At 72.2% G+C, this 14,493-nt stretch carries 11 protein-coding genes; 4 read left to right on the top strand and 7 right to left on the bottom strand.

Going from position 1 to position 14,493, the window contains the following annotated elements:
* The first annotated feature begins 131 nt into the window (after window positions 1–131).
* Window positions 132–794: a DUF6766 family protein gene (locus tag ACUYMY_RS15030; RefSeq protein ID WP_481704330.1), complete on the top strand. Its 663-nt coding sequence runs from the start codon at window positions 132–134 to the stop codon at window positions 792–794.
* Window positions 795–879: 85 nt separating this feature from the next.
* Here the strand turns inward: ACUYMY_RS15030 and ACUYMY_RS15035 are convergent, their stop codons facing one another.
* From ACUYMY_RS15035 to ACUYMY_RS15065, 7 genes are all read right to left on the bottom strand, one after another.
* Window positions 880–1,089 carry a hypothetical protein gene (locus ACUYMY_RS15035; RefSeq protein WP_481704331.1) on the bottom strand — a complete coding sequence of 70 codons (210 nt, stop codon included), beginning with the start codon at window positions 1,087–1,089 and terminating at the stop codon, window positions 880–882.
* Between the two features lie 150 nt (window positions 1,090–1,239).
* The gene (locus ACUYMY_RS15040; protein ID WP_481704332.1) at window positions 1,240–4,065 is read right to left on the bottom strand and encodes a molybdopterin-dependent oxidoreductase; all 2,826 of its coding nucleotides are present in this window, start codon (window positions 4,063–4,065) and stop codon (window positions 1,240–1,242) included.
* A 3-nt stretch (window positions 4,066–4,068) separates the two neighbouring features.
* Entirely contained in the window at window positions 4,069–4,926 is an 858-nt protein-coding gene (locus ACUYMY_RS15045; RefSeq protein ID WP_481704333.1) for an FAD binding domain-containing protein, read from the bottom strand.
* Window positions 4,917–6,302 (bottom strand): XdhC family protein, encoded by a 1,386-nt coding sequence (locus ACUYMY_RS15050; protein ID WP_481704334.1) that lies wholly within the window; start codon window positions 6,300–6,302, stop codon window positions 4,917–4,919. Before ACUYMY_RS15050 ends, ACUYMY_RS15045 begins: the two co-directional genes overlap by 10 nt.
* Window positions 6,303–6,446: 144 nt before the next feature.
* Window positions 6,447–8,057: an NCS2 family permease gene (locus ACUYMY_RS15055; protein WP_481704335.1), complete on the bottom strand. Its 1,611-nt coding sequence runs from the start codon at window positions 8,055–8,057 to the stop codon at window positions 6,447–6,449.
* Between the two features lie 11 nt (window positions 8,058–8,068).
* Window positions 8,069–8,596 carry a nucleoside deaminase gene (locus ACUYMY_RS15060; RefSeq protein WP_481704336.1) on the bottom strand — a complete coding sequence of 176 codons (528 nt, stop codon included), beginning with the start codon at window positions 8,594–8,596 and terminating at the stop codon, window positions 8,069–8,071.
* 514 nt (window positions 8,597–9,110) lie between these two features.
* A complete protein-coding gene (locus ACUYMY_RS15065; protein ID WP_481704337.1) occupies window positions 9,111–9,866 on the bottom strand; it encodes an IclR family transcriptional regulator in 756 nt (251 codons plus the stop codon).
* 209 nt (window positions 9,867–10,075) lie between these two features.
* Here ACUYMY_RS15065 and ACUYMY_RS15070 point away from each other — a divergent pair, with 209 nt between their 5' ends.
* The 3 genes from ACUYMY_RS15070 (at window position 10,076) to ACUYMY_RS15080 (ending at window position 14,487) form a co-directional block, all read left to right on the top strand.
* Window positions 10,076–11,458, top strand: a complete 1,383-nt coding sequence (locus tag ACUYMY_RS15070) for an NAD-dependent malic enzyme (protein WP_481704338.1) — start codon at window positions 10,076–10,078, stop codon at window positions 11,456–11,458.
* A gap of 66 nt (window positions 11,459–11,524) precedes the next feature.
* Window positions 11,525–13,123, top strand: a complete 1,599-nt coding sequence (aceB, locus tag ACUYMY_RS15075; RefSeq protein WP_481704339.1) for a malate synthase A — start codon at window positions 11,525–11,527, stop codon at window positions 13,121–13,123.
* Window positions 13,123–14,487 (top strand): DUF6986 family protein, encoded by a 1,365-nt coding sequence (locus ACUYMY_RS15080; protein WP_481704340.1) that lies wholly within the window; start codon window positions 13,123–13,125, stop codon window positions 14,485–14,487. Before aceB ends, ACUYMY_RS15080 begins: the two co-directional genes overlap by 1 nt.
* Window positions 14,488–14,493: the final 6 nt, after the last annotated feature.

Here is a 14,493-nt window from a genome sequence, read left to right on the forward strand (position 1 = left end):
GGCCCTCCTCGCGCAACGGGAGGGTCGCCTTGTGCTGCCCTGGTTTCTTTTGCCCTGCGTGACCGCGGCCCCCGCGGGTAGGAGAGAGGCAGACCGCCCGGTCTCGGGCACGATGCGCAAGGAGGACCTCCGTGAAGAGATTCCTGAAGAACAACGGGCTCCTGTTGGCCAACCTCGCCCTGTTCCTCGCCTTCCTCATCGGCACCGCGGTCAGCGGCTGGCACCACTACAACGAGGAGCAGATGGCCCACGGCCAGGCCCTCGAGACCTTCTGGGGCTATGTCGCGAGCGGGAGCTTCGGCGAAGCCGTCTTCGAGAACTGGGAGTCCGAATTCCTGCAGATGGGCATGTACGTCATCCTCACCGCGTACCTGTACCAGCGCGGCTCGTCGGAGTCCAAGCCTCTCGGGAAGCCCGCGAAGCAGGACCAGGACCCCCGCGCGGCCCAGGTCAACCCGGACACGCCCTGGCCCGTGAAGAAGGGCGGCTGGATCCTCACCGTCTACGAGCACTCGCTCTCGATGCTCTTCGCCGTCCTCTTCGCGCTCTCCTTCATCCTGCACGCCGTCCGGGGCGCCGAGGCCTACAGCGAGGAGCAGATGGCCCACGGCGAGCCCGGCGTGACCGTCTGGGAGTACCTCGGCACGAGCCAGTTCTGGTTCGAGTCCTTCCAGAACTGGCAGAGCGAGTTCCTCGCGGTGGCCGTGATCGTCGGGGCGTCGGTGTTCCTGCGGGAGCGTCGCTCGGCCGAGTCGAAGCCCGTGGCCGAGCCGCACTACTTCACGGGCGCGTGATTCACGAGCTTTAACGACTGCTCCGCAGCCATCGTCCTGAGGGTTCAGGAGGACGGCTGCGGAGCAGTCGCTGCGTAGGCGTGGGTCAGCGGGGGACGAACCAGTTGATCACCGGGACGCGGGCGGCCCAGGAGCCGCGCCCCGCCGCCGGTCCGCGCTCTGCGCGGGCGCGCTCGTGGCGGTCGGGCCGGAGCGAGAAGTCTGGGTCGACGTTCGTCACCTTCGGGATGTACCGCTCGGCGGGCGTCCCGGGGAGGACGGAGCCTCCCCGTGCGGCGGTCGTGTCGTAGGACATGTCTCTCCCCTTTCCAGGATCCGATGGACTCATATCTTCCGCATTTCGGAAAAATTTTTTTGATACATGAAATTCTATCGGGATACCAGAAGGAGGGTCAAGAGGTCCACGCTGCGGGGGCGGGCGGCGGCCTGCCCGCGCAGGCGACGCCTAGGCCGTCACGGCCCCGGCCGCGGGGAGCGGCTCGGCGAGGCCGGCCTCCTTGAGCGCGAGATAGATCCGGTCACGCGTGATGGGCAGCTCCGTGAAGCGCAGGCCCGTGGCCGAGCGGATGGCGTTCGCGAGGGCAGGGGCCACGGGGTTGAACGGGCTCTCGCTCATCGACTTGGCCCCGAGCGGCCCGAGCTCGTCGGACGTGTGCGCGAAGTACACCTCGGAGCGGGGCACATCCGCGAAGGTCGGGATGTGGTACTGCCGCAGGATGTCCGTCGTGACGCGACCGGTCTCGTCGAGGCGCACCTCCTCCCACAGCGCGGCGCCGAGGGCCTGGGCGATGCCGCCCTCGACCTGCCCGCGGCACTGGCGGGGATTGACGACGACGCCCGCGTCCGCGGCCTGGACGCTCTGGAGGATCTGCAGCTCCCCGGTCCCGCGGTGCACGGCGACGCGGAAGCCGTGGACGTTGAAGGCGACCGAGCGCGGAGTCCCGCCCCATCGGCCCTCCGCCTCGAGCACGGTGCCGCCCCGCGCGGCCTCCGCCGCGAGCTCCGCGAGCGGGACGCTCTTCCCGGGACGCACGACGGCGCCGTCGGCGAGCGTCCATCCCTCGCCCCCGAGCTCCTGCCGGGCGAAGGCGAGGATCCGCGCCGCGAGCTCCTGGGCGGCCGCGAGCGTGGCCTTGCCCGCGACCACGGTCCCGGTGGAGCCGAACGCGCCGGAGTCGTGGTCCGTCAGCGCCGTGTCCGCGTTCCGGAGCACGACCTCGGACGCGCCCACCCCCAGCGCGGTCGCCGCGAGCTGGACGTGCACGGTGCTCGTGCCGTTGCCGAATTCGGCGGTGCCGACGTCGAGCCCGATCCGCCCGTCCGGCAGGAGCGCGATCCGCGAGTGCGCGTGGTGGCCGCGGGGCGGGACGGTGTCGATCATGGACAGCGCCGTCCCCTCCCCCACGAGCCACTCGTGGCCGAGCTCGCCCGTGCCGAGCGGGCCGCCGGGGAACTCCCTGGCCCGCTCGCGGCCCCGCCGGAGGGCCTTGGTCACGAGCGCAATGCACTGGTCGAGCCCGTAGCTGCCGTAGAGCACGTCCTTCTCGGGCACGGGATGGGACGCGATCATCGGATCGCCCTTGCGGACCATGTTGCGGCGCCGGAACTGCACGGGGTCCATGCCGAGGGCCCGGGCGAGCTCGTCCACGGCCGACTCGACCGCGAAGATCATCTGGCTCAGCCCGTACCCCCGGAAGGCTCCCGAGGGCACGGTGTGGGTGTAGACGGCGCGCGCATCGATCTTCTTGTTCGCGCACCGGTACACGGAGACGGACTCGTTGCATCCGTGGAACATGACCCCGGGCCCATGGTTGCCGTACGCGCCCGTCTCCGTGACGACGTCGAGCGCGAGCGCCGTGAGCGTGCCGTCCCGGCGCGCGCCGGCCCGGACGCGGATCTCGAACGGATGCCGCGTCGTCGTCCCGTGGAACTGCTCGGAGCGCGTGAACTCGAGCTGCACGGGGCGGCCGAGCCGCAGCGCGGCGAGCGCGACGACGTCCTCCGTCAGGATCTCCTGCTTGCCGCCGAAGCCGCCGCCCACGCGCCCCGTGACGACCCGCACGGCCTCGCGCGGGAGCCCGAAGATCCGGGCCAGGGACCGCTGGGCGAGGAACGGCACCTGGGTCGAGGAGCGGACCACGAGCCGCCCGCCGTCGGCCGGGTCCCCCTCGGTCCACGCGATCGAGCAGTGGGTCTCGAGGGCCACATGCTGGACGCGTTGGGTGCGGAAGGTGTCCTCGAAGACCGCGTCCGCCTCAGCGAGCCCCGCCTCGACGTCGCCGACCTCGGAGTGCAGCTGGGCGACCGTGTTGCGGCCCGGGTCCGAGATGCGCGTCGCCACCGGGTCCTTGTCCCCGTGGACGAGCGGCGCGCCCGGCGCCAGGGCTGCGGCGGGGCTCAGGACGGCGGGCAGCACCTCGTAGTCGACGACGACGGCGCGCACGCCCGCCTCGGCCGCAGCCACGGTCTCGCCCACAACGGCGGCCACGCGCTGGCCGACGAAGCGCGCGACGGTGTCGAAGAGGCGCATGTCGTCCGGGTCGTCGGTCACGAGCTCGTGCTGCGCGGTCGAGTACAGCAGGTCCGGGGCGTCCTCGTGGGTGAAGACGGCCACGACGCCGGGGACCGCGAGCGCCGCCGAGGTGTCGATCGAGCGGATCCGCGCGTGGGCGTGCGGGGACCGGAGGAGCTTGGCGTGCAGGAGCGCGCCCTGGCCGCCCGGGACCTCGGCGTCCGTGACGTCGAGGGTGTACCGCTCGGCGCCCGTCACGATGCGCTCCGCCGCGGGCGAGGGCACGTCCTGGCCGAAGCCGCCGTCCGCCGGCCCGCCCTGCCCGGTGCCGCACACGGCGGCCTCGATCGCGGCGTACCCCGTGCACCGGCACAGGTTGCCCTTGAGGTTCCGCGGCAGGTCGGCGAGCTGGCCGGCGTCGAACGTCGCGCCCGTCATGACCATGCCCGCAGTGCAGAAGCCGCACTGGAAGCCCTGGGCGTCGACGAACTGCTGCTGCATGGGGTGCAGCGAGTGGCCTTCGCCGCGCGTCGCGGCGAGCCCCTCGATCGTGGTCACGGCGTGGCCCTCGGCCCGCACGGCCGGATAGAGGCAGGAGTGCACGGGGACGCCGTCCACGTGCACGGTGCACGCGCCGCAGTCGCCGCCGTCGCAGCCCTTCTTGACGCCGAGGGCGCCCTGCTCGCGCAGGAAGGTGCGCAGGCACTGCCCCGGGCGCGGGGCGGCCTCGGAGGGCAGCCCGTTGATCTCGATGGCCATGTCTCAGGCTCCTTCCTGCAGTCCCGGGCCCGTCGAGTCGAGGAGCTCGCGGCGGAGCTCCTCGGCGAGCCGGTAGGTCATGTCCCGGCGCCACGCGGGGAGGCCGTGGATGTCGTCGTGGTAGAGGTCGGCGGGGATCGCGGTGTCGATCGCGGCCCCGAGGCCGGGGGCGTCCGGGAGCGCGCCGGCGGGGAAGCGCAGCTGCACGGGCCGGCGGACGGAGGCCGTCACGGTCAGGACGAACCCGCCGTCGCCGTCCCTCCGCCCGATGAGCAGCACGCCCGAGCGCCCGAGGTTGCTCAGGGACAGGCGCCGGAACGCGGTCCTGGCCTCGAGGGCGTGCGCGGGCAGGCGGATCGAGCGGATGAGCTCCCCCGGGGCGAGGGCGTTGGTGCCGTCCCCCGTGACGAGCTCGGCGACGGGCAGCTCGCGCACGCTGCCGCCGGGCCCCCAGAGGGTCGCGACGCCGTCGAGGCCTGCGATCAGGCTCGTCATCGGGCCGGCGGGCAGGGACGTCGCGATGTTCCCGCCCACGGTCGAGAGGTTCCAGATCTTGAAGGAGGCCACGAAGGCGTCGCAGCACGGGCGCACGACGGCGAGCCCCGGCCAGCGCGCGGCCGTCGCCGAGGCGGGGTCGCCCAGCTCCCACAGCCGCGCGACCGTGCAGGTCGACGCGAGGGTGATCCCGCCGTCGTCCTGTGTCACCGGCTCCCAGCCGGCCGTGGTGAGGTCGAGCAGGCGGCGCAGCGTCTGGCTCCCGTAGGAGTAGAGGACGGTGCCGCCGGCGAGCCACGCGTCGCCCTCACGCCACTCGTCCGGGTCCGCGGTGGGGACCCAGGCCTCGATCGTGTTCAGGTCCATGAGGGCTGTCCCTTCTGTGCTGCGGAGGTGTGGCCGGCGTCCGCGTGGATCCGTCCGCCGCGGTCGCGCAGGGGCTTGATGCCGGCGCCGGGGTGCCGGGACGCGACGATCTCGGCGAGGATCGAGACCGCGACCTCGGCCGGCGTCACGGCCCCGAGGTCGAGGCCGATCGGCGAGCGCAGCCTGCCCAGGTCGAGCGGCCCGTGGCCGGTTTCGAGGAGCGCGGCGATGCGCTGCTCGTGGCTGCGGCGCGAGCCCATGGCGCCGAGGTAGGCGAGGTCCAGGCCGAGGACCGTGTCGAGCAGGGGGATGTCGAACTTGGGGTCGTGGCTCAGGACGCACACGGCGCTGCGGGCGTCGAGCCGGCCGGCCGCGGCCTCGGCCGCGAGGTACTCGTGCGGCCAGGCGACGGCGACCTCGTCCGGGGCCGCCGGTCCGCCGGGGGCGAAGCGGGCCTGGCCCGCGAAGGCCGGGCGGGCGTCGACGAGGGTCACGCGGTAGCCGAGGAGCCGGGCCGCCGGGATGAGGGCGGCGCCGAAGTCGTTCGCGCCCACGACGAGCATGCGCGGCGCCGGGAGCCGGGACTCGACGAGCAGCCGCAGCGGCCCCACCTCCGTCTCGCCGAGGTGGGGTCCTGTGCCGCCGAGATGGGGTCCTGTGACCGCGAGATGGGGGTGTGTGTCGCCGACATGGGGTCCTGCGACCGCGCACCCTCCCTCCGGCTCGAGGGCCACGACGGCGGTGACTCCCTGCGCGACGACGGGTGCCACGAGCGCCGCGGCCCGCGCGGCGAGCCCTGGCCGCCCGGGGAACAGCCCGCCGAGGGCATGGGCGAGGGCAGCGGGCGCCGCGCACTCGGCGGGGCCCAGCAGCGCGAGTGCAGCGGCGCCGTCGTGCTCGCCGCCGCGGGCCGGGCCGTGCCCCGCATCGGGCGCGGCACCGTCGAGCCGGCGCACGACGGCGAGCGGCGCGCCGGCTCCGTTGTTGACAGAAGTCGCGCCGTCGGCGTCGTGCGCGGCCCGGGCAGCGAGCTCGGCGAGGGCCGACGCCGGCAGGGGCGCGATGTGCACCTCGAGCTCGCCGCCGCACGTGAGCCCCGCGGCGAAGGCGTCCTCGAGGCTGTAGCCGAACCGCTCGAGCCGGGCGGCGCCGTCGTGCATCGCCTCGAGCGCCGAGGCGACCACGGCGCCCTCGACGCACCCGCCCGAGAGACTCCCGAGCACCTGCGGGGTGCCGTCCGGCGAGGCCGCGACGAGCATCGAGGTGCCCACGGGCCGGGGGACGGACCCGGAGGCTGAGACGACAGTGGCGACGGCGCATGGCCCGCCGCCGGAGGTGGACTGCCAGCGAGGCAGCGCCCGCAGGAGCTCGAGCATGGCTCCCCCTTCCTCGGCCCCCCGAGGGGCCGGAACCCGGCACGCGCCGGGAGCGAAAGCTTAGGTCAATGGTGCGCCCGCCGGGCCCCGGAGCGTCACTTCCGGGGCCCGTCGGGCGCGGCTTTGGGGTGGGTGAGTAAGGGGTCAGGCCCCGATGAGGGCGCTGAGCGGGCCGCGCACGAAGTACACGACGAACCCGGCGGCGACGACCCACAGGAGCGGGTGGATCTTCTTCCCCTTGCCGCTCGCGGCGCGCACGAGGACCCACGTGACGAAGCCGACGCCGATGCCGTTCGCGATCGAGTACGTGAGCGGCATGGTGACGATCGTCAGGAACGCCGGCAGCGCGACCGAGAACTTGCGGAAGTCGATCTCCCGGATCTGCGCGGCCATCATCGTGCCGACGACGACGAGCGCGGACGAGGCGACCTCGAGCGGCACGACCGACGTGAGCGGCGTGAGGAACATGGCCCCGAGGAACAGGGCACCGGTCACGACCGAGGCCAGGCCCGTTCGGGCGCCCTCGCCGATGCCGGCCGCCGAGTCGACGTACACGGTGTTCGACGAGCCCGACGCCGCGCCGCCGGCCACCGCGCCGAAGCCCTCGACGATGAACGCGCCCTTGAGCCGCGGGAAGGTCCCGTCCTTCCTGGCCAGGCCCGCGCTCTTGGCGAGGCCGGTCATCGTGCCCATCGCGTCGAAGAAGTTCGTGAACACGAGCGTGAACACGAGGGTCACGGCCGCGAGCGCGCCGATGCGCTCGAACGCGCCGAAGAGGCTGAACTGGCCCACGAGGGACAGGTCCGGGGCCGCGAGCAGCTGGCCCGAGAGCACGGGGGTGTTGAGGTGCCAGCCGTCGGGGTTGTCCGGGCCGGCCGGGCCGAGGTGGAAGACGGCCTCGATGGCGACGGCGAGGATCGTCGTGGCGACGATGCCGATGAGCAGGCCCCCCTGGATCTTGCGCGCCACGAGGATGCCCATGAGCAGCAGGCCGATCACGAACACGAGCGTGGGCAGCGTGGTGATGGACCCGTCGTGGCCGAGCTGGACGGGCGGGCCGGCCGGAGTGCGGCGCACGAAGCCCGAGTCAACGAAGCCGATGAACGCGATGAACAGGCCGATCCCGACCGTGATCGCGGCCTTGAGCTCCTTCGGCACCGCCCGGAAGATCGCCGTCCGGGCGCCCGTGACGCCGAAGATGACGATGAGCACGCCGTTGATGACGACGAGGCCCATGGCCTCCGGCCACGTCACGTCCTGCACGACGGCCACGGCGAGGAACGAGTTGATCCCAAGCCCGGCCGCGAGGCCGAACGGCAGGTTGGCGACGAGGCCGAAGACGATCGTCAGGACTCCGGCCGTGAGGCCCGTGACCGCCCCGACCTGCGCGGCGGGCAGGAACCCGCCCACGACGTCGACCGGGGCCGAGTCGGCGCTGAAGCCGCCCAGGATGAGCGGGTTGAGGATCACGATGTAGGCCATCGTGAAGAACGTGACGAGGCCCCCGCGGATCTCGCGGGCGACGGTCGTGCCGCGCTCGGTGATGCCGAAGAGCCGGTCGAGGAGGGCTGGTGGACGACGCCGGCCGCCCGCCGGGGAGGGCCGCCCGCCGTCCGCCGTCCTCGCCTTGGGGCCCGCGGGAGGCGGGGTCGACGCCGAGCCAGGGGCCGGCGTCGTGCCCTGGGTCTGGGTGCTGCCTGCGGCGCGGTCCGGATCGCGCTCGTCAGTGGCCGTGGTGCTGGTGACGATGCTCATGGCGCACGTCCTCAGTACTCGATGCGCTGGGCGAAGCTCGCCCACTGCTCGAAGGGCGCCGTGCGGCCGATCCCCTTGGCCTCGGCCGCGACCACGGGCATGCTGCGCTGCTCGAGGGGGGTGTCGAAGTACTCGTAGAAGACGGCGTCGTCGAAGCCGGCGTCGGCCGCGTCGTGCCGGTCCGCCGCGAAGTACACGCGGTCGACCCGGGCCCATAGCGAGGACGCGAGGCACATGGGGCACGGCTCGCAGCTCGAGTAGAGGACGGCGCCCGTGAGGTCGAAGGTGCCAAGCTGGCGGCACGCGTTGCGGATCGCGGTGACCTCGGCGTGGGCCGTCGGGTCGTTCGTCGCGGTGACGCGGTTGATGCCGTCGAAGATCTGCCCATCCGCCGTGACGACGACGGCGCCGAAGGGGCCGCCGTGATCGAGGACGTTCTGCGCCGCGAGCTGGACGGCGCGGGCCAGATGGAGGCCGCCGTCCCCCGGGAGGGGCTGCCGGGCTGCTGCCGTGGCGCTGGGATCAACGGTCGTGGTCATGGAGGGACTCCCTCGCTAGGGGAAGTCTGGCCATCGCCATGCACGCACCGCGTCCGACCAGGCTTCCTTGTCTCTGATGTGAGGTTGCCTGGTAGATAGCGCCCGGTCCTCCCTGAAGGAGGGGCCGGATGCCCGCCGTGACTCCATGAGCGTAGCAGGGGGCGTGTGACCGGCGCCATAGGTTTGGGGAGATTTTTGAAATTTCGTTTCCGCTGCTCGGAATCCGAGCCGCGCCGAGATGGGGACTTCCGGCGCCGAAGTGGGGGCTGTGACGCCGAAATGGGAGCGCAGACCGCCGAGATGGGCGCTTAGGCCCCTGAAGGACGGGCCTTGGGGCCCCGAAAACTGGCTCCTTTGACCGCGTCTTCACTCGGGACCTGAGCCGAGCGACGTTCACCGTTCGCCTTGAAGTGCGCTTCTAGCGCACTTCAATGCGAGAACGGGACTTCTGCCCCCATCTCGCGGTCCCAGACCCCCATCCCGGCGGATGGGGCGAGAAGTGCAGTACGGGCAGCTAGGCCCGGTTGAGCTCCGCCGAAATCTCGGCGGCCGCCGCCCGCAGGAGCGGGACGGCCCGCTCGCCGAAGGCCTCGTCGACGCGGCTGACAGGCCCCGAGACGGAGATCGCGGTGGGCGTCGGCGCGTTCGGCACGGCCATGGAGAAGCACCGCACGCCGATCTCCTGCTCCTGCTCGTCGATCGCGTAGCCGCGCTCGCGGATCTTCGCGAGGTCCTTGAGGAGGTCGTCGATGTTCCCGATGCTGTGCGAGGTCGGCGTCGGCATGCCCGTGCGCTCGACGATCCCGCGCACCACGTCGTCGTCGAGCTGCGCGAGGATGGCCTTGCCGACGCCCGTGTCATGCGTGTGGGCGCGCCGGCCCACCTCGGTGAACATGCGCATCGAGTGCTGCGAGGGGACCTGGGCAACGTAGATGACCATGTCCGAGTCGAGAACCGCCATGTTGGAGGTCTCGCCGAGCTTCGTCACGAGCTGCGTGAGCTGCGGCCGCGCGAGGGCGCCGAGCTGCTTGTTGGCCCCCTCGCCGAGGCGGATGAGCCGCGGGCCCAGCGCGTAGCGGCGGTTGGGCAGCTGGCGGACGTACCCGAGCGCGACGAGCGTGCGCAGCAGCCGGTGGATGGTCGGCAGGGGGAGCTCGGTCGACGACGACAGCTCGCTCAGCGTCACATCCCCGCCCGCGTCGGTGATGAGCTCGAGGAGCTCGAAGACCCGCTCGACGGACTGAACGCCGCCCGATGCCTTCTCTGCCATGTTCCCTCCTGGGAGTCCTGCGGGATCTCTCCGGCAAAATTTATCCGCATCCCGGAAACCTGCGGCTTCTCCACGATACCGCAGCGCGAGTCTCCGGGACAGGCCAGACCGCCCGACGCGGGGACTTGAATTTTCCAAGATGCAGAGAATAATATCCGTAGTACGGAAAACATGTTGAGGCGGATGCCTCCCGACGTAAGGACGATTCAATGGCGAGTCCCAGCCCCGGCAACTCCATCACCCTCCGCGTCGGCGCTCCGAGCCGCATCAGCATCACGAGCGAGCTCGCCGCGGCCGTCGCCGCCGCCGGCGCGCCCGTGACCGCGCTGGACATCAGCGAGTCGCACCACGACGAGCTCGTCGTTGACATCACGTGCAACACGACCTCCGAGCAGCACGCGGGCGAGGTCGCCGCAGCCCTCGAGGCGCTCGACGGCGTGAGCGTGCGCAAGGTCTCGGACCGCACCTTCCTCATGCACCTCGGCGGCAAGCTCGAGGTCGTCCCGAAGGTGGCCCTGCGCAACCGCGACGACCTCTCGCGCGCCTACACCCCCGGCGTCGCCCGAGTGTGCCGCGCCATCGCGGAGAATCCCGAGGACGCCCGCCGCCTCACAGTCAAGCGCAACACCGTCGCCGTCGTCACCGACGGCACCGCGGTGCTCGGCCTCGGCAACATCGGCCCCGCCGCCGCGCTGCCGGTCATGGAGGGCAAGGCGGCCCTCTTCAAGCAGTTCGCGAACGTCGACGCGTGGCCCGTGTGCCTCGACACGCAGGACACCGAGGAGATCATCAAGATCGTCAAGGCCATCGCCCCCGTCTACGGCGGCGTGAACCTCGAGGACATCGCGGCGCCGCGCTGCTTTGAGATCGAGGCCCGCCTGCGCGAGGAGCTCGACATCCCGGTCTTCCACGACGACCAGCACGGCACGGCCATCGTGACCCTCGCGGCCCTCGTCAACGCCCTCAAGATCGTCGAGAAGAAGATCGAGGACGTCCGCATCGTCGTCTCGGGCGTCGGCGCGGCCGGCAACGCGATCATCCAGCTCCTCCAGGCCCAGGGCGCGCGGAACATCATCGCGTGCGACCGCAAGGGCGCGATCCACCGCGGCCAGGAGCACACGGACGCGCACCGCATCTGGATCGCCCAGAACACCAACCCGGACTCCTTCTCGGGCAGCCTCCAGGACGCGCTCAAGGGCTCCGACGTCTTCATCGGCGTCTCCGCCCCGAACCTCTTCGGCCCCGAGCACGTGGCCACGATGGCCGAGAACGCGATCGTCTTCGCGATGGCCAACCCGGACCCGGAGACGGATCCGATCGCCGCCGCCGAGCACGCCGCCGTCGTCGCGACGGGCCGCAGCGACTTCCCGAACCAGATCAACAACGTGCTCGCGTTCCCGGGCGTCTTCCGCGGCCTCCTCGACGCTGGCGTCTCCGACATCACCCCTGCGATGCTGGTGGCGGCTGCCCGGGCCATCGCTGCCCGGGTGAGCGACGACGAGCTCAACCCGAGCTTCATCATCCCGAGCGTCTTCGACCCGCATGTCGCCCAGGACGTGGCCGCGGCCATCGTCGCGGCGTCCCACGCGTAAGGCACCCCAGGCCCACTGACTGTCCCGCCCGGAGACCGGACCCCGGGAGAAGAGAAGGAGAATGGCATGGCCATCACCGTGACCGACACCGCGCCTGTTGCGCGCGCGGAGGAGATCCTCACCGACGACGCCCTCGCCTTCGTCGAGGAGCTGCACCGGCGCTTCGCCGGCGCGCGCAACGCCCGGCTCGCGGCCCGCAAGGAGCGCCGCGCCGAGGCCGCCCGCACGGGGAAGCTCGACTTCCTCCCGGAGACGGCGCACGTCCGGGCCGGGGACTGGAAGGTCGCGCCGGCGCCGAAGGCCCTCTCGGACCGCCGCGTCGAGATGACCGGGCCCGCAAGCCCCGCCAAGATGGCCATCAACGCCCTCAACTCGGGCGCCAAGGTGTGGCTCGCCGACATGGAGGACGCCGCGAGCCCCCACTGGGGCAACGTGGTCGACGCCGTGCTCAACCTCCGCGACGGCGCCCTCGGCACGCTCTCCTACACCTCGCCCGAAGGCAAGGAGTACCGCCTGCGCACCGACGCGCCGCTCGCCGTCGTCGTCACCCGCCCCCGCGGGTGGCACATGGAGGAGCGCCACGTCCTCATCGACGGCGAGCCTGCCGTCGGCGCGCTCGTGGACTTCGGCCTGCACTTCTTCCACACGGCAAAGATCCTCATCGACTCGGGCCGCGGCCCGTACTACTACCTGCCGAAGATGGAGAGCCACCTCGAGGCCCGGCTCTGGAACGACGTGTTCGTATTCGCCCAGGACTACCTCGGCATCCCGCAGGGCACGATCCGCGCGACGGTGCTCATCGAGACGATCCCGGCCGCCTTCGAGATGGACGAGATCCTCTACGAGCTCCGCGACCACGCTTCGGGCCTCAACGCCGGCCGCTGGGACTACCTGTTCAGCATCATCAAGTTCTTCCGCGACGCCGGCGAGCAGTTCACGCTGCCGGACCGGGCGTCGGTCTCGATGACGGCGCCGTTCATGCGGGCCTACACGGAGCTCCTGGTCAAGACCTGCCACGCCCGCGGCGCCTTCGCGATGGGCGGCATGGCGGCGTTCATCCCGAACCGCAGGGAGCCGGAGATCACCGCCGCGGCGATCGAGAAGGTCCGCGCAGACAAGACGCGCGAGGCCAACGACGGCTTCGACGGCTCGTGGGTCGCGCACCCGGACCTCGTGCCCACGTGCCGCGAGGTCTTCGACTCAGTGCTCGGGGACCGCCCGAACCAGGTGGACCGCCAGCGCCCCGAGGTGAACGTGACCGCCGAGCAGCTCCTCGACGTCTCCTCCGCCACCGGCGAGGCGACCGAGGCGGGCCTGCGGCTCAACCTCTACGTCGCCGTCGCCTACACGGCCGTGTGGCTCTCGGGCAACGGCGCCGTCGCGATCCACAACCTCATGGAGGACGCCGCGACGGCCGAGATCTCCCGCTCCCAGGTCTGGCAGCAGATCCACAACAAGGTCGTCCTGACGGACACGGGCAACACCGTGACCCGCGAGCTCGTCGCGAGGATCCTCGAGGAGGAGACCGAGCGCCTGCGCGGCGAGGTCGACCCTGAGCAGTTCTCGACCTACTACGAGCCGGCCAGCCGCCTCATCGCCGACATCTGCCTCTCCGAGGACTACACGGACTTCCTCACGACCCCCGCCTACGAGCTGGTGGGCTGATGAGCGAGTTCCTCCCCCCGCCGGTGTTCGGCGACGGCGACTACGAGCGGATCGACTCCCGGCTCCGGGACACCGACCGCCTGCTCGCCGGCGGCTACCCGGGCGAGTCCGGCACCCGCCAGCCCGTCCACACGGTGTACGTCCCCGCGGACCGCTTCACCCCCTCGCTCGCGGGCGAGTGGGGCGAGGCGGCCCTCGCCGCGGCCGAAGAGGCGGGCGGGCTCGAGGCGCTCGCACGGCTCGTGGGCCTCTCCCCCGAGCTCGCGGCGGAGGTGGCCCCGCGCGTCGAGGCCAAGCTGCGCGCCGAGCCGATCGAGGACCTGCGGATCGACTTCGAGGACGGCTACCTCGCGCCGGGCCGCGCGGCCAAGGCCGGCGGCGATCCGGACGCGACGGAGGACGCCGAGGCCGTGCGGGCGGCGGACCAGCTCGCCGCCGCGGTCGCGGCCGGCACCGCTCCCCCCTTCGCCGGGATCCGGTTCAAGTGCTTCGAGGAGGCCACGCGCCATCGCGGCCTGCGAACGCTCGAGCTCTTCGTCTCCCGGCTGCTCGCGGCCGGGAACGGCGCGCTCCCCGAGGGCCTGATCCTGACCCTGCCCAAGGTGAGCACGGTCGAGCAGGTCGAGGCGATGGTCTACGCCGTCGAGCGCCTCGAGTCCTCGCTCGGCCTGCGCCCCGGCCGGCTCGGATTCGAGGTCCAGGTCGAGACGCCGCAGCTCATCATCGGCGCGGACGGCAGCCACCCCGTGGCGCAGCTGCCGCACAAGGCCGACGGGCGCATCACGGCCCTGCACTACGGCACCTACGACTACTCGGCGTCGCTCCAGATCGCCGCGGCGTACCAGTCGATGGAGCACCCCGCGGCGGACTTCGCCAAGGAGGTCATGCAGCTGGCCGTGGCCGGGACGGGCATCCGCCTCTCCGACGGCTCGACCAACATCCTCCCGGTGGGGGACGCCGCCCAGCGCGGCGAGGCCTGGGCCCTGCACGCGCGGCTCGTGCGCCGCTCGCTCGAGCGCGGCTACTACCAGGGCTGGGACCTGCACGCCCACCAGCTGCCCACGCGGTACATCGCGACCTACGCGTTCTACCGCGAGGGCCTGGCCAAGGCCACCGAGCGCCTGCGCAACTACGTCCAGCAGACCGTCGGCGCCGTCCTCGACGAGCCGGCCACGGCCCGCGCGCTCGCCGCCTTCGTGCTCCGCGGCGTCCAGTGCGGCGCCGCCTCCGCCGACGAGGTCCGCGCGCTCGCCGACCTCGACGAGGCCGAGCTCACCCGCCTCGCGCACCCGCGCCTGGCCCTCGGCGGCGATTCCGCCATCAACGACACGGCCGCGCTCGCGGCCACCACTTACACGTCCTAAAGGAGG

This window comes from Sinomonas sp. T428B, from assembly GCF_056780155.1.

What these genes read in the sequence shown, in the direction of transcription:
- ACUYMY_RS15050 (WP_481704334.1), bottom strand. Translation starts at nt 6,302, where the DNA reads ATGCTCGAGCTCCTGCGGGCGCTGCCTCGCTGGCAGTCCACCTCCGGC.
- ACUYMY_RS15035 (WP_481704331.1), bottom strand. Translation starts at nt 1,089, where the DNA reads ATGTCCTACGACACGACCGCCGCACGGGGAGGCTCCGTCCTCCCCGGG.
- ACUYMY_RS15055 (WP_481704335.1), bottom strand. Translation starts at nt 8,057, where the DNA reads ATGAGCATCGTCACCAGCACCACGGCCACTGACGAGCGCGATCCGGAC.
- ACUYMY_RS15065 (WP_481704337.1), bottom strand. Translation starts at nt 9,866, where the DNA reads ATGGCAGAGAAGGCATCGGGCGGCGTTCAGTCCGTCGAGCGGGTCTTC.
- ACUYMY_RS15040 (WP_481704332.1), bottom strand. Translation starts at nt 4,065, where the DNA reads ATGGCCATCGAGATCAACGGGCTGCCCTCCGAGGCCGCCCCGCGCCCG.
- ACUYMY_RS15080 (WP_481704340.1), top strand. Translation starts at nt 13,123, where the DNA reads ATGAGCGAGTTCCTCCCCCCGCCGGTGTTCGGCGACGGCGACTACGAG.
- ACUYMY_RS15045 (WP_481704333.1), bottom strand. Translation starts at nt 4,926, where the DNA reads ATGGACCTGAACACGATCGAGGCCTGGGTCCCCACCGCGGACCCGGAC.
- ACUYMY_RS15070 (WP_481704338.1), top strand. Translation starts at nt 10,076, where the DNA reads ATGGCGAGTCCCAGCCCCGGCAACTCCATCACCCTCCGCGTCGGCGCT.
- ACUYMY_RS15060 (WP_481704336.1), bottom strand. Translation starts at nt 8,596, where the DNA reads ATGACCACGACCGTTGATCCCAGCGCCACGGCAGCAGCCCGGCAGCCC.
- aceB (WP_481704339.1), top strand. Translation starts at nt 11,525, where the DNA reads ATGGCCATCACCGTGACCGACACCGCGCCTGTTGCGCGCGCGGAGGAG.